The 22,040-nt window shown below is 64.8% G+C and carries 12 protein-coding genes; 10 read left to right on the plus strand and 2 right to left on the minus strand.

Annotated elements, in window-relative coordinates; translation table 11 throughout:
- The first annotated feature begins 1 nt into the window (after position 1).
- From HD842_RS06145 to HD842_RS06165, 5 genes are all read left to right on the plus strand, one after another.
- On the plus strand, positions 2 to 1,780 hold the full coding sequence (locus HD842_RS06145) for an IlvD/Edd family dehydratase (protein WP_183552285.1): 1,779 nt from the start codon (positions 2 to 4) through the stop codon (positions 1,778 to 1,780).
- Positions 1,781 to 1,892: 112 nt separating this feature from the next.
- Positions 1,893 to 2,897 carry a D-xylose ABC transporter substrate-binding protein gene (gene xylF / locus HD842_RS06150; RefSeq protein WP_183552288.1) on the plus strand — a complete coding sequence of 335 codons (1,005 nt, stop codon included), beginning with the start codon at positions 1,893 to 1,895 and terminating at the stop codon, positions 2,895 to 2,897.
- Positions 2,898 to 2,992: 95 nt separating this feature from the next.
- Positions 2,993 to 4,546, plus strand: a complete 1,554-nt coding sequence (gene xylG / locus HD842_RS06155; RefSeq protein WP_183552291.1) for a D-xylose ABC transporter ATP-binding protein — start codon at positions 2,993 to 2,995, stop codon at positions 4,544 to 4,546.
- A 16-nt stretch (positions 4,547 to 4,562) separates the two neighbouring features.
- The gene (locus HD842_RS06160) at positions 4,563 to 5,705 is read left to right on the plus strand and encodes a sugar ABC transporter permease (RefSeq protein WP_183552293.1); all 1,143 of its coding nucleotides are present in this window, start codon (positions 4,563 to 4,565) and stop codon (positions 5,703 to 5,705) included.
- 168 nt (positions 5,706 to 5,873) lie between these two features.
- A complete protein-coding gene (locus HD842_RS06165) occupies positions 5,874 to 7,370 on the plus strand; it encodes a tyrosinase family protein (protein WP_183552295.1) in 1,497 nt (498 codons plus the stop codon).
- Between the two features lie 73 nt (positions 7,371 to 7,443).
- Here the strand turns inward: HD842_RS06165 and HD842_RS06170 are convergent, their stop codons facing one another.
- Positions 7,444 to 9,024, minus strand: a complete 1,581-nt coding sequence (locus tag HD842_RS06170) for an aldehyde dehydrogenase (NADP(+)) (protein ID WP_183552297.1) — start codon at positions 9,022 to 9,024, stop codon at positions 7,444 to 7,446.
- 213 nt (positions 9,025 to 9,237) lie between these two features.
- On the opposite strand from HD842_RS06170, the gene HD842_RS06175 reads away from it, so the two are divergent.
- The 5 genes from HD842_RS06175 to HD842_RS06195 all read left to right on the plus strand — a co-directional run bounded on the left by HD842_RS06175 (position 9,238) and on the right by HD842_RS06195 (position 19,571).
- Positions 9,238 to 11,484, plus strand: coding sequence for an exo-alpha-sialidase (locus tag HD842_RS06175; protein ID WP_183552299.1), 2,247 nt, complete (start codon positions 9,238 to 9,240; stop codon positions 11,482 to 11,484).
- Positions 11,481 to 13,784 (plus strand): glycoside hydrolase family 95 protein, encoded by a 2,304-nt coding sequence (locus HD842_RS06180; RefSeq protein ID WP_183552301.1) that lies wholly within the window; start codon positions 11,481 to 11,483, stop codon positions 13,782 to 13,784. The genes HD842_RS06175 and HD842_RS06180 overlap by 4 nt, the downstream gene beginning before the upstream one ends.
- Positions 13,785 to 13,814: 30 nt before the next feature.
- Positions 13,815 to 15,500 carry a DUF5597 domain-containing protein gene (locus HD842_RS06185; RefSeq protein ID WP_183552303.1) on the plus strand — a complete coding sequence of 562 codons (1,686 nt, stop codon included), beginning with the start codon at positions 13,815 to 13,817 and terminating at the stop codon, positions 15,498 to 15,500.
- A gap of 47 nt (positions 15,501 to 15,547) precedes the next feature.
- Positions 15,548 to 18,415 (plus strand): glycoside hydrolase family 31 protein, encoded by a 2,868-nt coding sequence (locus HD842_RS06190; protein ID WP_183552304.1) that lies wholly within the window; start codon positions 15,548 to 15,550, stop codon positions 18,413 to 18,415.
- A 64-nt stretch (positions 18,416 to 18,479) separates the two neighbouring features.
- A complete protein-coding gene (locus HD842_RS06195) occupies positions 18,480 to 19,571 on the plus strand; it encodes an SGNH/GDSL hydrolase family protein (protein ID WP_183552305.1) in 1,092 nt (363 codons plus the stop codon).
- 88 nt (positions 19,572 to 19,659) lie between these two features.
- Here the strand turns inward: HD842_RS06195 and HD842_RS06200 are convergent, their stop codons facing one another.
- Positions 19,660 to 22,002: a DUF4214 domain-containing protein gene (locus tag HD842_RS06200; RefSeq protein ID WP_183552306.1), complete on the minus strand. Its 2,343-nt coding sequence runs from the start codon at positions 22,000 to 22,002 to the stop codon at positions 19,660 to 19,662.
- Positions 22,003 to 22,040: the final 38 nt, after the last annotated feature.

Genomic DNA, 22,040 nt, shown 5'->3' on the forward strand with positions numbered 1-22,040 from the left:
CATGACCAAGCAATCCACCTTCCGTTTCCGCTCCCAGGACTGGTTCGACAATCCGGAGCGGATCGACATGACGGCGCTGTACCTCGAGCGCTTCATGAACTACGGGATCACCCCCGACGAACTGCGCTCGGGCAAACCGATCATCGGCATCGCCCAGAGCGGCAGCGACATCACGCCGTGCAACCGCGTCCACCTGGAACTCGTCAAGCGCGTGCGCGACGGCATCCGTGATGCCGGCGGCATCCCGATGGAATTCCCGCTGCACCCGATCTTTGAAAACTGCCGTCGCCCAACCGCGGCGCTGGACCGCAACCTGGCGTATCTGGGCCTGGTGGAGATCCTGCACGGCTACCCGATCGATGCCGTGGTGCTGACGACCGGCTGCGACAAGACCACGCCGGCCCAGCTGATGGCCGTGTCGACGGTCGACATGCCGGCGATCGTGCTGTCGGGCGGACCGATGCTCGACGGCTGGTTCGACGGTGAACTGGTGGGGTCGGGCGCGGCGATCTGGAAGGCGCGCCGCCAGCTGGCCGCCGGGTCGATCGACGAACAGAAATTCATGAATATCGCCACCGCCTCGGCGCCATCGGCCGGCCATTGCAACACGATGGGCACGGCGTCGACGATGAACGCCGTGGCCGAAGCGCTGGGCATGTCGCTGACCGGTTGCGCCGCGATTCCCGCGCCATACCGCGAGCGCGGCCAGATGGCGTACGAGACGGGCCGGCGCATCGTCGGCCTGGCGATGGAAGACGTGCGCCCGTCGAACATCCTGACGCGCGACGCGTTCCTTGATGCGATCGTCGTCAACGCGGCCATCGGCGGATCGAGCAATGCGCAGCCGCACATCATGGCCATGGCGCGCCATGCCGGCGTGGAGATCACCACTGAAGACTGGATGACCTACGGTTACGAAGTGCCGCTGCTGCTGAACATGCAGCCCGCCGGCAAATACCTGGGCGAGCGCTTCCACCGGGCTGGCGGCGTGCCGGCCGTGATGTGGGAACTCGATCAGGCTGGCCTGTTGCGTTCGGATCGCCTGACGGTGACCGGCAAAACGCTGGCCCAGAACATCGACATGCTTCAGACGATGGACCGCGAGATGATCCGCCCATTTGCCGACCCGCTCAAGGAAAATGCGGGCTTCCTGGTTTTGAAAGGCAATCTGTTCGATTTTGCGATCATGAAGACGAGCGTGATTTCCCCGAGCTTCCGCGAACGTTACCTGGCCACGCCGGGCGCCGAGAACTGCTTCGAGTGCAAGGTCGTCGTGTTCGACGGCTCGGACGATTATCATGCGCGCATCAATGATCCGACCCTCGGCATCGACGAGCACACGATGCTGGTCATCCGCGGCGCCGGTCCGATCGGCTGGCCCGGGTCGGCCGAAGTGGTCAACATGCAGCCGCCCGATGCGCTGATCAAGCGCGGCATCAACAACCTGCCGACGCTGGGCGATGGTCGCCAGTCGGGCACCTCGGACAGCCCGTCGATCCTGAATGCGTCACCCGAAAGCGCAGCCGGCGGCAACCTGGCGCTGCTGCACACGGGCGACATCGTGCGCGTGGACCTGGTGCATGGCCGCTGCGACGTGCTGCTGTCCGACGCCGAACTCGAGGCGCGCAAGCTCGACACGCCGCCGGCGATCCCGCCAAGCCAGACACCGTGGCAAGAGATCTACCGCGCCACGGTGGGCCAGCTGCACACGGGCGCCTGCATGGAACTGGCCTTGCCCTATCGTGCCGTGGCTGGCGCGATGCCGCGGCATAACCACTAAACCGCCGTTTGTACGATGACTAAAAGTGGCATTCATAGCCATTCTTGAGCAGAATGTCGGAACTTCGCCCGGGCCCTACCGTCCGGGCGTCGAAAATACACTGGAGACAAGCATGAAAAAACTCATCACGGCAGTCGGCATCGGTTGCGCAATGCTGTTCGCATCCGCCCCCGCCATGGCCGACGCCAAGAATCCGAAGATCGGTTTTTCGATCGACGACCTGCGCCTCGAGCGCTGGACCCGTGACCGCGACTATTTCATCGGCGCGGCCGAAAAGCTCGGCGCCAAGGTGTATGTGCAGTCGGCCGACGCCAGCGAGCAGCGCCAGATCGCCCAGATCGAGAACCTGATCTCGCGCGGCGTGGACGTCCTGGTGATCGTGCCGTACAACGCGACGGTGCTGAACAACGCGATCCGCGAAGCCAAGAAAGCCAAGATCAAGGTGCTGTCGTACGACCGCCTGATCCTCAATGCCGATGTCGACGCCTACATCTCGTTCGACAACAAGGCCGTTGGCGAACTGCAGGCGCAGTCGATCGTCGCGCTCAAACCGAAGGGCAGCTACTACCTGCTGGGCGGCGCGCCGACCGACAACAACGCCAAGATCCTGCGCGAAGGCCAGATGAAGGTGCTGCAGCCGCTGATCGACAAGGGCGACATCAAGGTCGTTGGCCGCCAGTGGGTCAAGGACTGGAGCCCGTCCGAGGCGATGGCCATCATTGAAAATGCGCTGACCGCCAACGGCAACAAGATCGACGCCGTCGTGGCTTCGAACGACGCCACCGCAGGCGGCGCGATCCAGGCGCTGTCGTCGCAGAAGCTGGCGGGCAAGGTCCCGGTCTCGGGCCAGGACGCTGACCTGGCCGCCGTGCGCCGCGTGATCGCCGGCACGCAGTCGATGACGGTCTACAAACCGCTGCGCAATATCGCCACCAGCGCCGCGACGCTGGCCGTGCAACTGGTACGGAACGAAAAGCCTGCCTACAACGCGCAGCTGAATAACGGCTTCAAGCCCGTCAACACCATCCTGCTCAAGCCGATCCTGCTGAACAAGGCCAACGTCGACATGCTGGTCAAGGACGGCTTCTATACGCAAGGCCAGCTGGCTGGTAAATAAGCCGCCGTTACCCTGCTACAGCGCCCGCGCCTGCGGGCGCACCGGCTGGCGAGCCTCGCCGGCCGGTGGTCCAACGTCTTGAAACGAGTCTTTCGATGGCCGGCTATCTGCTTGAAATGAAGGGAATCGCCAAGCGATTCAACGGGGTGCCTGCGCTCGATGGCATCGACCTGGCGATCCGCCCGGGCGAGTGCATCGGCCTGTGCGGCGAGAACGGTGCCGGCAAATCGACGCTGATGAAGGTGCTGTCGGCCGTCTACCCGCACGGGACCTGGGAGGGCGAGATCGTGCTGGATGGCCAGCCTTTGCGCGCGCGCTCGGTGCGCGAGACCGAGGATGCCGGCATCATCATCATCCACCAGGAACTGATGCTCGTGCCCGAACTGAGCGTGGCCGAGAATATCTTTTTGGGTAACGAGATCACGCTGCCCGGCGGGCGCATGGATTATCCGGCCATGAATCAGAAGGCCGCGGAGATCCTGCGCGGCCTGAAGCTGCCTGACGTGAACGTGGTGCTGCCGGTGAAGCATTACGGTGGCGGGCACCAGCAGCTGATCGAGATCGGCAAGGCCCTGAACAAGAACGCGCGCCTGTTGATCCTGGACGAGCCGTCGGCATCGCTGACGGCGTCGGAAATCGCGGTCCTGCTGGACATCATCCGCGACCTGAAAAGCCGCGGCGTGGCCTGCGTCTACATCTCGCACAAGCTCGAAGAAGTCGCGGCCATCTGCGACACCGTCGTCGTCATCCGCGATGGCAAGCATATCGCCACCACGCCGATGGAAGCGATGAGCGTCGAGCGCATCATCAACCAGATGTGCGGGCGCGAGATGAGCCAGATGTATCCGTCGCTGCCGCATCCGGTGGGCGAGGTGGTCATGGAGGCTCGCCACATCACCTGCTACGACCCCGAGCAGCCGGGCCGCAAGAAGGTTGACGACGTGTCGTTCCAGGTGCGGCGCGGCGAAATCCTCGGCATCGCCGGAATCGTCGGGGCCGGGCGCACGGAACTGGTGACAGCCATCTTTGGCGCCTATCCGGGCAAGCACGAGGGCGAAGTCTGGCTCGAGGGCCGCAAGGTCGATACGTCCGAACCCCTGAAAGCCATCCGCGCCGGCTTCGCGCTGGTGCCCGAAGACCGCAAGCACCACGGCATCGTGCGCGACCTGTCGGTGGGCGAAAACATCACACTGTCGGTCCTGCCGCGCTTTTCGCACGCGAGCCGCATCGACGACCATGAAGAAGCAGGTGCCGTCAGTGAGCAGATCAGCCGGCTGGCGCTGAAGACCGCGACGCCGGCGCTGGCCATCACGTCGCTCTCGGGCGGCAACCAGCAAAAGGCGGTGTTGGCCAAGATGCTGCTGACCGGCCCGAAAGTGCTGATCCTCGACGAGCCGACGCGCGGCGTGGACGTCGGCGCCAAGTTCGAAATCTACAAACTGATGCTGGAACTGGCGGCGCAGGGGATCGCGATCATCATGGTTTCGTCCGAACTGGCCGAAGTCCTGGGCGTGTCCGACCGCGTGCTGGTGATGAAGGAAGGGCGCCTGAACGGCGACTTCGTCAACCAGAACCTGAACCAGGAAACGGTGCTGGCCGCCGCGCTGGGCCAGGCGGCGGCAGCGCCGTCGATTCCTCACCACGCATGACAACCACAATCACACAATGACCACGATGACGTTCAAACGGATTTTCACGCAGTACAAGATTCTGGCGCTGCTGGTGGCGATCGCGCTGATCTGGGCCTTCTTCAGCTGGAAGACGGATGGCGGCTTCACCTCGGCGCGCAACCTGTCGAACCTGATGCGCCAGATGTCGGTGACCGGCATCCTCGCCTGCGGCATGGTGTTCGTCATCATCGCCGGCGAAATCGACCTGTCCATCGGCTCGTTGCTCGGTCTTCTTGGTGGCATGGCCGCCGTGCTCGATGTCACGCATGGCTTGCCGTTGCCGCTGTCGGTCATCATCGTGCTCGGCGCGGGTTTGTTGTGCGGGTTCCTGAATGGGTACCTGACGGCGTATGCGGGCATACCGTCCTTCATTGTCGGCCTGGGCGGGATGCTGGCCTACCGCGGGGTCGTGCTGGGGCTGACCGGCGGCGCCACCGTGGCGCCGGTCTCGCCGGGCATGGAGCAGCTGGGCCAGGCGTATTTGCCGCCGCTGTGGGGCAGCATCCTGGGCATTGGCCTGTTCGTGCTGACCTGTGTACTGGTCTGGCGTCAGCGCGCGAGCCAGGCGCGCCACAAGCTGCCGGTGATCCCGATGTGGCGCTCGGCGCTGCGCGTGGTCGTTGCCGGCGCAGTGCTGGCCGGGCTGATCTCGACCTTCAACAGCTACGAAGGCATTCCGCTGCCGGTGCTGATCCTGCTGGTGCTGCTGGGCGTGTTCAGCTACATCGCGCGCCAGACGGTCTTTGGCCGCCGCATCTACGCGGTGGGCAGCAATATGGAAGCGACGCGCCTGTCCGGCATCGACGTGCGCAAGGTAAAGCTGTGGATCTTCGGCCTGATGGGCCTGATGTGCGCGCTGGCTGGCCTGATCAACACGGCGCGCCTGGCGGCCGGTTCGCCGTCGGCCGGCGTGTCGGCCGAGCTCGACGTGATCGCTGCCTGCTTTATCGGCGGCACCTCGATGCGCGGCGGCGCGGGCACCGTGCACGGCGCGCTGGTGGGCGCGCTCGTGATGGCGAGCCTGGACAACGGCATGTCGATGCTGGACGTGGATGCGTACTGGCAAATGATCGTCAAGGGCCTGATCCTGACACTGGCCGTGTGGCTGGATGTCGCGACGCGCGGCAACACGCGTTAAGCTTCATTGGATTTATCGCTACCAGCGCACCAATTGTCCGATGTGAGCCACGCGCTCTGGCGCGTTTTTGATCGCTGTTAAATCAGGCAATCGTGCGCACGCCATCGGCCGGTTCTTTTCCTACACTCGACTGAACATGTACAGCTTTTTGTTCAGTCGGGGGATGCGATGAAAACCCATAGTGGTGCCAGGAGAAGGTTTTTAAAAACAGGTTTCGGGGTCACTGTTGCACAGTGCTTCCCCGGCCTGGCCGCAGCGCAGGCAAGCAGCGGCCCACGGCTCGAATGGAAGCAGTTCAAGACCACCAGCCAGTATCCGGCTTTCGTCAACGCCATTGCGACGATGCGCGCCAACGCCAATCAGGCCAGCCCGGGTTCACTGTCGTACTGGTCCAATGTGCATGTCAATACCTGTCCGCACGGCGTGCCGTATTTCATTTCGTGGCACCGCGGCTATCTGTACTACTTCGAGCAGCAGTTGCGCAGCGTGTCCGGCAACCCCTACCTGACGCTGCCGTATTGGGACTATTACTCGTACGCGACCTTGCCGACGGAATTTACCGATCCGGCACCGGGCAATCCGCTGTACATGCCCAGGCAGAGTTCGAACGTGTACGGTGCGCTGAGCCTGGCGCCATTCGCGTCAACGGTGCGCAATTTTCAGCGCGGCAAAAGCAATGCGTTCGAGCCGATCATCGAAGACGTGCACACCCCCGTCCATGATCTGATTGGCGGCGTCATGAGCACGATGCAGTCGCCGCTCGACCCCATCTTTTTCCTGCACCACGCCAGTGTCGACCGCTTGACCCATGCATGGTCACAGCTAGCGGGCAAGACCATGCCCAAGTCAGCGAATCCGTATTCGTCGACCAACAGCGACGTCTACTGGGCGGGCAACCATGTGTATGCGAACGCTCTGAGCATCGAGCGCTACAAGACCAGAATTCCCGCCTGGCTGGGCACGACGTATGCGTCCAATGCGGTGCCGACGATGCTGCCGCCGGTCCCTGCCGTGTCTGCGGCCCGTGCTGCGTTGTTGGAGCGGCCGCCGTTCCAGTCGTTCAGGACGGTGGCGGGGCGCCGCCTGTCGAGCACACGGCGCTCAGTCAGTGGCGTGGCGCAAGTGCCGTTCGACGAGCAATCGGTATCGGTACTGCTGCGGCTGGCGAAAAGCGATGCGGCTGAACTTGCGCGGGTCGTTGCGCTGTGCCGTGATCGTGGTGAGTCCGAATCCAGCGCCGATTCCAGGGTCGATTCTCTGCAGATGCCGGGAACCATCAAGCTGGTGTTTGACAACTTGTCGGTGGGCACAGCGGCGAAGAAGGGGGGCTTTTTCTATGCGCTGTATCTCGACATGCCGGCCGTGTTCGCGTCGCGGGCCGAGCGTGAGGCGTCGCTCATCGGCACACTGGGCGCATTCCAGATCGCCGCTGCAGCGCACCACGGCACGCCACGGATCGAATTCGATGTGTCGTTTCTGCTGGCACGGCAAGACCGCGTCAATTTCGGCGAGCTCGCATTGTCCTGGGTGCGTGTCGATGGCGATCGTCCGCCGGCTGGCAAGGTCATCCTCGCCAACGAGATCCGGGTCGAACTTGCGTTCGCCCCGGACGATGCGCATATGTTGTCAGGCGATGCCGAGGATATCGAACGGCAGCATCTGTAGCGGGCCGGGCAGACCAGGGTCGCGGTGTCGGGCCGCGGTCCTGGGGTGCGGCGCTGGTCTGCGTCCGTGGTGCTTACGCAGGCAGCTTCAGCTCGCCATTGACCAGGCGGGCGATTCGCAGCGGATTGCCGTCCTTGAGCGCATCGGGCAGCAGGCCAGCCGGCACGTCCTGGTAGCACACGGGGCGCAGGAAGCGCTCGATGGCGGTCGCGCCGACCGACGTGCTGCGTGGATCGGTGGTGGCCGGGAACGGGCCGCCGTGCACCATTGCATGCGCTACCTCGACACCGGTCGGGAAGCCATTGAACAGGATGCGGCCGACCTTGCGTTCCAGCAGCGGCAACAGGGCGCCGGCCAATGCATGGTCGCTCGCGACCGCATGCACGGTGGCCGTCAGTTGGCCTTCCAGATGGCGCGTGACGGCCAGCAGTTCGTGCTCATCCTGGCACGCGATCAACAGCGAGACCGGGCCGAAGATTTCTTCTTCCAGCGCCGGATTGGCCAGGAAGGTGGCGGCGTCGCATTCGTACAGCGCCGCTTTCGCTGCGCAGCCCGCGCCGTCGCTGCTGCCGTGCGCGACGAGCGTGACGCCCGCGATGCCGGCGCGAATGCCGACTGCGTCCGTATAGGCGGCGTGGATGCCTGCGGTCAGCATCGTGCCCGCCGGCTTGAGCTGCAGCGCTGCCGTTGCTGCAGCGCGGAACGCGTCGAGCTGCGGCCCGGCCACGCCGATCACGAGGCCCGGATTGGTGCAGAACTGGCCGACACCCATCGTCAGCGAGTCGACGAACGCGCCTGCCAGCGCGGCGCCACCAGTGGCCAGCGCGCCCGGCAGCAGGTAGACCGGATTGATGCTGCTCATTTCGGCGTACACGGGAATCGGTTCCTTGCGGCGGCTGGCGATCTGCGCCAGCGCCAGGCCGCCTGCGCGCGAACCGGTAAAGCCCACGGCGCGGATCGCCGGATGGCTCACCAGATCACCGCCGATCATGTTGCCTTCGCCGATCAGCAGCGAGAACACGCCTTCGGGCATCCCGCAGTCGAGCGCTGCCTGCAACACGGCCTTGCCGACCAGCTCGGACGTGCCCAGGTGCGCATTGTGCGCCTTGACGACGACCGGGCAGCCGGCGGCAAGCGCCGAGGCGGTGTCGCCACCGGCGACGGAAAACGCGAGCGGGAAGTTGCTGGCACCGAACACTGCGACCGGGCCCACGGGGATCTTGCGCATGCGCAGGTCGGCGCGTGGCGGCGTGCGCTCGGGCAGGGCCGAGTCGAGTGTCGCTTCGAGGAACAAGCCGTCACGCACCACCTTGGCGAACAGGCGCAGCTGACCGACAGTGCGGCCACGCTCGCCTTCGAGACGCGCTGTCGGCAAGCCACTTTCCTGGCTGGCGCGCTCGATCAGCGCCGGGCCCAGGTCGATAATGCGCTGCGCGATCGTTTCAAGAAAATTGGCGCGCTCTTCCAGGCTCAGCGCGCGGTACGGCTCGACGGCAGCGTCGGCCAGCAGGCAGGCACGGGCCAGGTCGTCGGACGTGGCAAGGCCAAACGCAGGTTCCAGCTCCTGCTTCGTGCCCGGGTTGTAGGCACGCACGGTGCCGGCTGCGCCGCGCACGATGCTTGCGCCAATGATCATTTCTCCGTTGATGTTCATGCAATCTCCTGTGTTGAATTCGTGTAGGTCTCCAATGTTATACGCAATCATGACTGTGTGGAGAAGTTGGCCGACATCCCGGTTCGTATCCTTAAATTTATTTGTTAGCGCGAACATTCTGCTTGCCAGCGTCGTCTGTATTGTTTAGCATGGTTTGCAGCAAGCTAATAGTCGCCACCCACAGGCGACACATAAGAACAATCAGGAGACACCATGCCTTCCACGTACGCGCGCCAGCTTGGCGTGTTCGTGGGCGCGGTCGCGGCCATCGTCGTCGGGGCCGCTGCCACGGCCACGGCCACCGTCACGAATGCAGCGACCACGACGCCATCCTCTGACGCTGGCGTATCGGTGACTGTAGCGACTGCATCGACCATCGCCTACGCCTGGGACAGCGTCGCCATCGGTGGCGGCGGATTCGTGACGGCCGTCGTGCCAAGCCGCAGCGAGCCGGACGTCGCCTATGCGCGCACCGACGTTGGCGGCGCCTACCGCTGGAGCGCAAAAGAGGGCCGCTGGTATCCGCTGCTCGACTGGGTCGGCGAAGACCAGACGGGTTTCCTGGGCATCGATGCGCTCGCCGTCGACCCGCACAACGCCGGCAACATCTGGCTGCTGGCCGGCATCGCTTACCTGAACGGTGGCCGCACCGCCATCCTGCGCTCGACCGACTATGGCAAGACGTTCGACGTCGTCGATGTCACCGCCCAGTTCAAAACGCATGGCAACGGCTTCGGCCGGCAAAACGGCGAGCGGCTCGCCGTCGACCCGGGGTCGCATCAGTCATTGACTACGCGCCTGTACCTCGGCTCTCGCCGCAACGGCCTGTTTACCAGCAACGACGCCGGCAAGTCCTGGCAGAGAAACGACGCGCTGCCGGTCACGACGACGCCGAACGACGTCGGCCTGAACATCGTGCTGCCCGATCCTGCCAGCGTGCAGGCCGGCCATGCGCGCCGGGTGTTCGTCGGCGTCTCGCGTTTCGGCAGCGTCGGCCCCAATCTGTACCGCAGCGACGATGCCGGCGCGAGCTTCCAGCCGGTGACGGGCGGGCCGGCGGACCTGATGCCGCAACGCGCCGCGCTCGATGGCGCAGGCAACCTGTATATCGCCTACGCCGACGGCGCCGGTCCGCATCCGGATAAAAGCGGTACCGAGCCGATGGAACGGGGCCAGGTCTGGCGCTACAAAACGGCCACTGGCGCCTGGACCGATGTCACACCGGCCGGCTGGACGCGCCCGTTCGCCGGCATCAGCGTCGACCCGGCCAACCCGCGCCGTCTCGTCGTCTCGACCATCAACACGTTCATCCCCCAGGGCGACGCCAAGGGCGACCGCATCCTGGTATCGAACGACGCCGGCGCCACCTGGACCGACGTGATTGCGCGGGGCTTTCGGCGCGACGCCGCCGGCGTGCCGTGGCTCGAAGGGCACGCCATCCACTGGGCCGGTTCGGTCGAATTCGATCCCCGCGATCCCCGCGCGGTCTGGGTCACGTCCGGCAACGGCATCTTCCGCACCGCGAACATCGATGCCGTGCCGGCCACCTGGACCTTCACGGTGGAGGGTCTGGAAGAGACGGTGCCGCTTGGCTTGGTGAGCATGCCGAGCGCGCCGCTGGTGTCTGCGATCGGCGACTACGACGGCTTCGTGCACGACGATCCGGCGCGCCATGGCCGCATCCACAAGCCCGAAATCGGCACTACCACGGGTCTCGACGCGGCGGCGCGCCGGCCCGGCACCCTGGTGCGGGTTGGCGACGCAATGCTGGTCACGCGCGACGGCGGCGCCACCTGGAACAAGACGCCGGCGATGCAGGGCAAGCGCGGCCAGATTGCCATCTCGGCCGACGGCGCCACGCTCGTGCACACGCCGCAGGACTCGACGACCTCGTTCCGCTCCGGCGACACGGGCGCGACCTGGACCCCGGTCGCTGGCCTGACGGGCAACCGGATGCGCGCCGTGGCCGATCCGGTGCGGGCGAACGTGTTCTACGCGTATGATGACAAGGCCCTGGTGGCCAGCAGCGACAGCGGCGCCACGTTCACGGCGCGCGCCAGCCTGCCTTCGGGCGGCTCGCGCCTGATCCGCGCCGCGCCCGAACGTGAAGGCGATTTGTGGGCCCCGCTCAAGCAGGGTGGCCTCGCGCGCTCGATCGATGGCGGCGCCAGCTTCAAGCCGGTATTCGATATCGACTATTGCGGCGCGGTCGGCTTCGGCAAGGCTGCACCGGGCAAAACGTATCCGACGGTGTTCATCTGGGGCAGTGTCAAGGGCGTTCGCGGCATCTACCGCTCGCTCGACACAGGCGCCACCTGGCAGCGCATCAATGATGACGCGCACCAGTATGGCGGCCCTGGCGACGGCCACTTCATCGTCGGTGACATGAACCGCTTCGGCGTTGTCTACATGAGCACTGCCGGACGCGGCATCGTGCACGGAAAGCCTGTTACCCAATGACCTTGAATCACACGCTGCGCCTGGCGCTTGCCGCCACCAGCCTTGGCTTCGGCCTGACCTTTGCCGGCGCCGCGCTGGCCGCTCCCGACCTCGTCTTGCGCTACCACGCGCCCGCGCAGGACAACGACACCGGCTGGGAGAAGGAAGCGCTCCCGATCGGCAATGGCCGCATCGGCGCCATGGTGTTCGGCCAGCCGGGCCGCGAACACCTGCAGTTCAACGACATCACGCTCTGGACCGGCGACGACAAGACGATGGGCGCTTTTCAACCCTTCGGCGATGTGCTGGTCGACCTGCCAGCCCATGCGAGCGGTGTGACCAACTACCGCCGCACGCTCGACCTGGTACGCGGCGTGCACACGGTCACCTACACGCACGATGGCGTGAACTACAAGCGCGAAGCGTGGGCCAGTTATCCAGCCCAGGTGATCGTCTTGCGCCTGTCGGCCGACAAGCCGGGCCGCTACACGGGCAGTGTCGCATTGACCGACCGCCACGGCGCCAACCTGGCCGTCAGCGGCAACCGCCTCTACGCGGCGGGCACGCTGGCCGGCTTTGTGTTGCCCGACCAGGCGCCGAGCACGAACGTGATGTCGTACGCGAGCCAGGTGCAGGTGCAGAATGACGGCGGCAAGCTGGCCGTCGACGGCAAGCGGATCGGCTTTGCGAATGCGAATTCGCTCACGCTGGTGCTAGGCGCCGGCACCAGTTTCGTGATGGATCCGGCGCGCCGCTTCGAAGGCGGCCACCCGCTGGCGCGCGTGACGCAGCAAGTAAGCACGGCCGCGGCGCGCCCCGTCGACGAGCTGCGCGTCGAACACGAGCGCGATCTGGGCGGGCTGCTCAAGCGGGTCGAGCTCGATCTGGGCCCGACGCTCGCCGAGCGCCGCACGCTGCCGACCGATGCGCGCCTGCTGGCCTATACGCGCGAAGGCGGCGACCCGGAACTCGAAGCCCAGTATTTCCAGTATGGCCGCTACCTCCTCACCGCCAGTTCGCGCGGCTCGCTGCCGGCCAATCTGCAGGGCCTGTGGAACAACAGCTATGCGCCGCCATGGAACGCCGACTACCACACCAATATCAACGTCCAGATGAATTACTGGCCGGCCGAGGTGACGAACCTCTCCGAGCTGGCCGAGCCGTTCTTCGGTTTTGTGAATGGCCTGGCGCCGGTCTGGCGTCAGCAGACGGCGCAGGAATTCAAGGGCAAGGATGGCAAGCCAATACGTGGCTGGACGCTGCGCACCGAGTCGAACCCGTTCGGCGCGATGGGCTACCTGTGGAACAAGACGGGCAACGCCTGGTACGCCCAGCACTTTTGGGAGCATTACGCATTCACGCGCGACGAACGCTTCCTGCGCGAGACGGCCTATCCGATGATGAAGGAGGCTGCCGCCTTCTGGCAGGACTACCTGAAGGTGTTGCCCGACGGGCGTCTGGTGGCCCCGCAAGGCTGGTCGCCCGAGCACGGCCCGGTCGAAGACGGTGTCGCCTATGACCAGCAGATCGTCTGGGACCTCTTCAACAACACCGTCGAAGCAGCAGGCATCCTGGACGTCGATCCCGAACTGCGCGCCGAGCTGACGAACATGCGCGACCGCCTGGCCGGCCCGCGCATCGGCAGCTGGGGCCAGTTGCTTGAATGGCTGGACGAGAAACACGATCCGGTGCTCGATACGCCCCATGACACGCACCGCCACGTGTCGCACCTTTTCGCACTGTTCCCGGGGCGCCAGATCGGGCCCGTCAAAACGCCGGAGCTGGCCGCTGCCGCCAAGCGCACGCTCGAAGCGCGGGGCGACGCCGGCACCGGCTGGTCGATGGCGTGGAAGATGGCGTTCTGGGCCCGCCTGCACGACGGCGAACGCGCCCACCGCATGCTGCGCGGCGTGCTGGCCGCGCCGGGCGCCCGCGCCGCCGAGCAGGGCGGCATCTTCTCGGAACATAACAACGCAGGCGGCACCTACCCGAACCTGCTTGATGCGCACCCGCCATTCCAGATCGACGGCAATTTCGGCGCCACCGCCGCGATGGCCGAAATGCTCGTGCAATCGCACGCGGGCGAGATCCAGGTCTTGCCCGGGTTGCCCAAGGCCTGGGCCACCGGCTCGGTCAAGGGCCTGCGTGCGCGCGGCGGCTTTGAAGTCGACATCGTCTGGCGCAAGGGGCTGCTGAAGAACGTCACCGTGCGCGCCCCGTCGAACGACGGCAAGGTCAAGCTGCGCTACGGCGCCTGGGTGACCGAAGTCGAGCTCAAACAAGGGCAGAGCCGCACCGTGTCTGCCTCGCTGTTCAAATAAAAAAACGACACCACGAAGGAGACAACCCGCATGAAGCTGAACCAGATCGCCCGCCGCCTGACGCATCTCGCGCCACTGTGCCTGGCCTTGACGGCGCACGGCGCGCTGGCCGCGCCCGACCTGCCACGCCTCGAAAGCAAGGACGGCCGCCACGCCCTGATCGTCGACGGCGCGCCGTTCACGATGCTGGCCGGCCAGGCCCACAACTCCAGCAACTACCCGGCGGCCTTGCCGAAGGTCTGGGCCGCGCTGAAGGATGCCGGCGCCAACACGCTCGAGATGCCGATCGCGTGGGAGCAGGTCGAACCGAAGGAGGGCAGCTTCGACTTCAGCTTCCTTGACACGCTGGTGAAACAGGCGCGCGAACACAAGATCCGCCTCGTGATCGTCTGGTTCGGCACCTGGAAGAACACGGGGCCCGGCTACCTGCCGGAATGGGTCAAGTTCGACAATGCGCGCTTCCCGCGCATGAAGGACAAGGACGGCAAGACCGTCTACAGCCATTCGCCGTTCGCTGAAGAGACGCTGGCGCTGGACCGCCGTGCGTTCGTGCGCATGATGGAACACATCAAGAAGATCGACAGCGCGCACCGCACCGTGATCCTGGTACAGGTCGAGAACGAAGTCGGTACCTACGGGGTGGAGCGCGACTTCGGCGCGCGCGCTCAGGCCGCGTTCGCGCAGCCCGTGCCGGCCGCCGTCGTGGCGCGCCAGACGCCGAAGGTTCAGGGCGTCACGAGCGGAACCTGGTCCCAGGTGTATGGCGACTACGCCGCCCAGTACTTCCATTCCTGGGCCATCGCCAGCTACATCGAGTCGATCGCCAAGGCCGGCCGCGCAGTTTACGACTTGCCGATGTTCGTCAACAATGCACTGCGCGAACCGGCGCTGGACGGCAAACCGGCGGCACTGTGGAAGGACGGTGGCGGTTTCGCCAGCGGCGGGCCAACCTACGACGTGCTCGATATCTACAAAGTGGCCGCGCCCCACATCGACTTCGCCGCGCCCGACATCTATATGCCGGAATCGAAAAAAGTCACGGCGATCCTCAAGTCGTTCCAGCGGCCCGACAACGCATTGATGATCCCGGAGATGGGCAATGCACCCGGCTACGCGCGCTATGTCTACCAGGCCCTGGGCATGGGCGCAATCGGCGTGGCGCCGTTCGGCCTGGATTATGCCGAATACAGCAACTACCCACTGGGCGCGAAGCACACCGACAAGCGAATGGTCGAACCATTCGCCAAGGTGTACGGCGTGTTTGCACCAATGACGCGCCAGTGGGCGCGCTGGGCGTTCGAAGGCCGTACCTACGGCGTGGCCGAGGGTGATGACCGCGCCGCGCAGACGGTGGCCATGAAGGGGTGGACGGCGAACGTGTCGTTCCGCGAGTTCCAGTTCGGCGAGCGCCAGTACCTGAAGGACAAGAACGAGTACCAGTCGGGCACCGAGCAGCCGGGTGGAGGCGTTGCGTTCGCGCAGATCGGCGACAACGAATTCGTCATCGTCGGCCAGCAGGCGCGCGTGAAGCTCTCCGGCAGCGGCGCCAACGACGGCAAGCCGTCGATGCTGGCGCGGGTCGAAGAAGGACGCTTCGACGCCAGCGGTAAATGGGTCATGGAGCGCAACTGGAATGGCGACCAGACCGATTACGGCCTGAACCTGCCGGCCACGCCGACCGTCCTCAAGGTCCGGCTGGGCACCTATACCGAGTAAGCCTAACAAGTAATAAGCATAAAAAGTACACAACAGGAGATCGACAAATGCGTATGACACAAGTGGCGGCCGCAGTAGTGATGCTGGCGGCAACCGGGGCCGATGCCGGCACCTTCCAACAGACCGCGACCGGTATCGAGGTGCGTCCTGACAGCGGCGCCAAGGTGGTGCGGCTGAACCTCATGAGCGACAACATCGTCCAGGTGGTCAAGCTCGACCAGGCCGACAAGACGCTCACGCCATCCCTGATGACGGTCGCCAAGCCATGCGCGAGCAGCTGCGCCTTCACCGTCACGCCCGGCAAGGACTCGGTCCAGCTCAAGGCCGGCAAGATCGCCGCCACCGTGTCGCTCAAGGATGGCCAGGTCGCCTTCTTCGATGCGAATGGCAAGCGCTTCCTGGCGCAGGCATCCGAATCGATGCAGCCCGTGAACGTGGGCGGCAAGCCGTTCGTGGCGATCAAGCAGGGCTTCAACCACGGCACGAAGGATGCGTATTACGGCCTGGGCCAGCACCAGAACAACCAGATGAACTACAACGGCGAAGACGTGCTGCTCCAGCAGCACAATATGATCGCCGCGGTGCCGTTCGTCGTGTCCGACAAGGGCTATGGCGTCCTGTGGGATAACAATTCGATCTCGCGCTTCGGTGACCAGACGCCGTACGATCTGATGTCGCGTGACCTGGTGCTGCGCGGCGCCGATGGCAAGAGCGAAGGCCTGACGGCCCGCTACTACATCGGCGGCAAGCTGGCGCTGACGCGCCAGGAGAAAGACATCGATTACCAGTACCTGAAGGACCTCGACGAGAACTGGCCGAAAGAGCTCGGCCCGCACAAGGACTTGAAGGACGTGCGCGTGGTCTGGGAAGGCACGATGAGCAGCGACAAGCCAGGCGTGCACAAGATGCAGCTGTACTCGTCGGACTACGCGACGCTGACCGTCGACGGCAAGCAGGTCATGGACGTCTGGCGCATGGGCTGGAACCCGTGGTACCACAACTTCGAAGTCAAGTTCGCCAAAAACAAGCCGGTCAAGCTGCACTTGGAGTGGAAGCCATCGGGCGGCATGGTCGCGATCACGCACAACAATCCGTTGCCGGCGCCGGAGCGCCATTCGCTGACGCTGTCGTCCGAGATCGCCGAGGCGATCAACTACTACGTGATCAGCGGCGAGAACATGGACCGCGCGATTGCCGGCTACCGCCACCTGACCGGCCAGCAGCCGATGATGCCGAAGTGGTCGTACGGCTTCTGGCAATCGCGCCAGCGCTACGAGACGCAGCAGCAGCTGCTCGACACGGTGACCGAATACCGCAAGCGCGGCTGGCCGCTCGATAACATCGTGCAGGACTGGTTCTACTGGCCCGAGGATGGCTGGGGTTCGCACGACTTCGACCAGAAGCGCTTCCCCGACCCGAAGGGCATGGTCGACGCGGTGCACAAGCAGAACGCGCGCATCATGCTGTCGGTGTGGGGCAAGTTCTACGCCAATACCGACAACTATAAGGAGCTCGAGTCCAAGGGCTATATGTGGACCAAGAACGTCGAGAACGGCTCGCGTGACTGGGTCGGCAAGGGTTACCTGAACAGCCACTACGATCCCTACACCAAGGAAGCGCGCGACATCTATTACCGCCAGCTGAAAACCAAACTGGTCGACCTGGGCTTTGACGCATGGTGGATGGACAATACCGAGCCTGACGTGTTGTCCAACAGCCGCCTGGAAGACTTCAAGGAACTGATCGGCCCGACCGTGTATGGCGCCGGCGAAATCACGTTCAACCCGTATAGCCTGGTGAGCACGGGCGCGATGGCCGATGGCCTGGCGCGCGACCAGCCGGACAAACGCCAGTTCATCCTGTCGCGTTCGGGCTTTGCCGGCATCCAGCGCAATTCGGTGGCAGTGTGGAGCGGCGACACGGTCGGCCGCTGGAACAACCTGTTCGACCAGATCGCATCGGGCACGAACATGTCGATGTCGGGCATCCCGAACTGGACCCACGACATCGGCGGCTACGCGCAGGAAGTGCGCTACCAGACGGGCGACGTGGGCTCGGCCCAGGAAAACCGCGTCACATCGCGCGCCGAAGCCAATCCGGAAGACATGAAGGAATGGCGTGAATTGAACCAGCGCTGGTTCCAGTTCGGCGCCTTCACGCCGCTGTTCCGCTCGCACGGTGAAGTGGTCAAGCGCGAGATCTACAATATCGCCAATGGCGACGACACCATGCGCGACAATATGGTGTGGTACCTGAAGCTGCGCTATCGCCTGATGCCGTACATTTACACGATGGCGGCCGACACGCACTACGGTTCGGGCACGATGATGCGTGGCCTGGTGATGGACTTCCCGCACGACGAGAAGGTCAAGAACATCAAGGACCAGTACATGTTCGGTCCATCGTTCCTGGTGGCACCGGTGTACGTGTACAAGGCCACGTCGCGCCAGGTGTACCTGCCGGCGGGCGCGGACTGGTATGACTTCCATACGGGCGAGCGCTTCAAGGGCGGCGCCACGCGCACCGTGCAGGCGCCGCGCGAGCGTATGCCGCTGTTCGTCAAGGCCGGCTCGGTCATCACGGCGGGTCCGGTGACGCAGTACGTGGACGAGAAGCCGGATGCACCGGTCACGCTGTTCGTGTATGCGGGCGCCAATGGTGAAGCCACGCTGTACGAAGACGACGGCGTGACCAATGCCTACGAGCGTGGTGAAGCCAGCCGCATCCGCATCGCCTACGACGACAAGACGGGCGTCGTGCAGATCGGCGAGCGCGCCGGCCAGTACAAGGGCATGCCGATGAAGCGCGAGTTCAAGGTGCGCGTCATCAAGCCGGGCGTGTCGACGGCAGAGAACCTGGACGCGGCCGACAAGACCGTGGTCTATGACGGCAAGCCGGTAACCATCAAGCTGTAATCGTTACGGCGCTTAGCAACAGCCGGGTGCCAGCGCGCGCCCGGCTTTTTTCGTACTGACTTCCATGAAAAATCTCGCGTATTCACTCGTCCTGGCCGCCTTGCTGCACCTGGCGCCGGCTGGCGCTGCCAATCAGATCGCCGCAGATCATCCGCATCTGGCCTACACGGGGCGCGTCGACATGGCCGATGCCAAAGCGCCTGTCCTGAGCTGGCCTGGCACGTCGATCGCCGCCAATTTCACCGGGACCTCGCTGGCCATCGTGCTCGACGACCAGAACGGCAAGAATTACTTCAATGTGTTCGTCGATGGCGACACCACGCGACCGGTCATCCTGCAGCTCGAGAAGGGCAGCAAGACCTACCTGGTCGCCAATGGCCTGGCGCCAGGCGCGCACCGTTTTCTGCTCACCAAACGCACCGAGGGCGAGGAGGGCGCGACCGTCTTCAAGGGCATCGAGCTCGATGACGAGGCGACGCTGGCGCTGCCGCCCCCACGGCCCAAGCGCAGGATCGAATTCTTTGGCGATTCGATCACGAGCGGCATGGGCAATGAAGCACCCGACGACGGTCGGGACGACCTGGGCAAGGACAAGAACAACTACCAATCCTACGCGTCGATCGCGGCGCGCCAGCTTGGCGCCGAAGCGCACATCACGTCGCAGAGCGGGATCGGCGTCATGATCAGCTGGTTCCCCTTCACGATGCCGGATTTTTATGACCAACTGAATGCCGTCGGCGACAACGACAGCCGCTGGGACTTCAAGCGCTGGACGCCCGATGTCGTCGTCGTCAACCTGATGCAGAACGACAGCTGGCTGATCGGGCGCGATCACAAGCTGCAGCCGGAACCGACGGATGCGCAGCGCATCGCGGCCTACCAGGCCTTCGTTGCCCGCGTGCGCGCGCTGTATCCGAAAGCGTACATCGTTTGCGCGCTGGGGAGCATGGATGCGACCCGCGCCGGTTCCGTGTGGCCAGGCTACGTTACGTCGGCGGTGGCGAACCTGCGCGCATCAGGCGACGCGCGCATCGATACGCTGTTCTTCCCGTTCACCGGCTACGGCCAGCATCCGCGCGTCAAACAGCATCAGGCCAATGCGGATTTGCTGACTGCATTCGTGCGAACCAAGATGGGCTGGACGGGGGCCGAGTAACGGTGCAGTGCCTGTCATGCCACGAGCGAGAACGTTGCATTCTCGCTGGCGCGGATTGTCGCTTGCAGAAATTTCCCGGCAGGTCAGCTCAATACGGCACGTAATCGAAGCCGTTGCCGATCAAGTCCTGCAGCGCCACCACGTTCTCGACCGACTCGCTGAACGCGGCCAGCACTTGCTCTCGCCCAGCCCCTTCGTCCAGGCGCGCCATCCAGTATTCGTAGCCGCCGTTGTCGGGCGCGCGGTGCAGTACATTCCGGTACAGCAGTTCGACAAATTGCGCGTCACCCGGGGCGCTACCATACAGGCCGTGAAATTCGGCGCTGCCGATGAAGGCAGTGGCGACCTGCTGCAGCGACAAACCCCGGTCGAGCTGGGTGATCCAGAAGCCGACGCCTTCCAGGTCAGGCGCGCGGTCGAAGGCGGCGCGGTACAGGCGATAGGCCTGGCCGCCGTTGCCGTCGATATCGAGCGCGACGCCGCGCTGGGTAAACAACAGGCGCTCGACGCCCGACAGGATGTCGGTGACGCCGGTTTCCAGGTGACGCACGGCTGTCGATCCTCCTTCGCGCACGATCTGGTAAGCATTGGCATAGCCGGGTAGCTGGACGCTGTCGATGCCGGCGCCGCCCTCGAGGCGCAGGCCCTTGCCGCCGACGAGCAGGTCATCGCCCGTGCCGCCCACCATGACTGCGGCCATCGTGGAGAACGTGATGCGTTCTGGTCCCGCGTAGGGATTGCCGGCAAGGTCAGTCACGGCGCCCTGCGGCAAGGTCAGCGTGTAACTGCCGGGCTGGAACAAGGCGAACTGCTTGATGAACAGCTGGTTGCCGGCCACCCACGGCGCGCTCGGCCCACCATCGTTCGAAAAATCATGGCTGACGACATTGCCGGCGGCATCGCGCAGCGCGATGCCGGACAGATTGATCTTGACCGTTTCGCTGAAGGTCAGCACGATCCGGTTGTCGGTGACCCGGACCGCGCTGGCGCCGTCCGGATGGCTGCTGGCCAGTAGCCGCGGGCTGCTGGTGTCGCCGCGCAGCGCGATCGCATCCAGCACATAAGAGCGCTCGCCGAACACGCCACTGCCAACTGCGAGGTCATAGTTGCCGCTGACCGTCGGCACGAACTGCTTGCCGATCGCGTAGTCGCCGCTGTTATTCATGTCGAACGACAGTGGCGCGCCATCAGGCCCGGTGACGCGCAGGTTGAGCGGCTCCCACTTGCCGCTGGCCGAATACAGCGACAGCGCATAGCGCTCGCCAGCCTGGAAGCTCATGCGGTAGACATCGACGTCACGCGCATCTTCCAGCACGCCGCGGGTGGGCGTTCCGACAGTGGCGGCCTGGGCCGTTGCAAGGGTGTCTCCCACCAGGTCGCGTCCGCCCGCGAGCAGGCTGACGCTATAGGCCTGCGGTGCGGGCAGCGAGCCGATGGCGCCGTGCGTGACGTCAAAATAATATTCGCCGGCCTCCGGCGCGCGCACGACCACGCGCATGCTGCCCGCGTTGGTGTTGCCGGCATAGCTGTCGACGAGCGTCCCGGCGGCGTCATACAGGCTCACGTTATACAGGGAAGGCGCCGCGTTCAAGGTCAGCGTATAGGACACGCCCTTGTCGAGCACCAGGCGGAAACGGTCGATGTCGCCGTAGAACTGGACCGTGCCGGTGGCCAGGGCGCCAACGGGAATGGCGCCGTGCGTACCATTGGTCTGCAGGTAGTCGTCATTGACGCTGCTGGTCGTGACCTTGTAATCGCCGGCGGTCAGTCCGAGCAGGTCCAGGTAGTAGGTGCCGCCGTTTTCGGGCTGGAACCTGTTGCCATCGGTCGCTACCAGGTTACCCTGGCTGTCGCGGATGTGGATCTCGCTCGCGTAGGTGTAGGGTGAACTGCCCGGCATCCCGGGCTGCGGCCCCTCGGTGGTGAACCAGTAGGCCACGCCGCCTGTGGCCTCGAACCGGATCCAGTCCCGGTCGCCGGCCACCTCGAAGCTGCCGCTGATGCTGCCGTCCCGCGCCAGATTATCGCGCGTGGACGTATCGTCGGGCCGGTCGTCCGGACCGGTGCGCAGGTCGGCCCACACCTCGTAGCCGCCCACGCTGTACCAGCCAAACACCGAGCCGGCGGACAGGTAATAGGTGCCGGAACTGGCGGCGGTGAAGGCCAGCACCGGGTGTTCGTAACGCGTTCCGGGCTGGAACTGGCTGACCTGATTGCCCGCGTCGTCGTACAGTCCCAGCGCATAGGCCATGTAACCGGTGGAGAGCGGGACGACCCCCGTCGACTTGAGCGAGAACAGGTAGTGCTGGCCAGCCTGCAGGGTGACTGCGAACCAGTCGAAGTCGGTGCCGGATTCAAAATTGCCGGTCTGGCGCCCACCGATGGCGAGCTTGCCGGTGGTCGAGAAATTAGTAGGGAAATCGTCGGGCATGGCAGATTTTGATCGCAACTGCCGCGGCCGCCAAGTCC

It is taken from the genome of Massilia aurea (assembly GCF_014200505.1).
Classification (GTDB): domain Bacteria; phylum Pseudomonadota; class Gammaproteobacteria; order Burkholderiales; family Burkholderiaceae_D; genus Telluria; species Telluria aurea_B.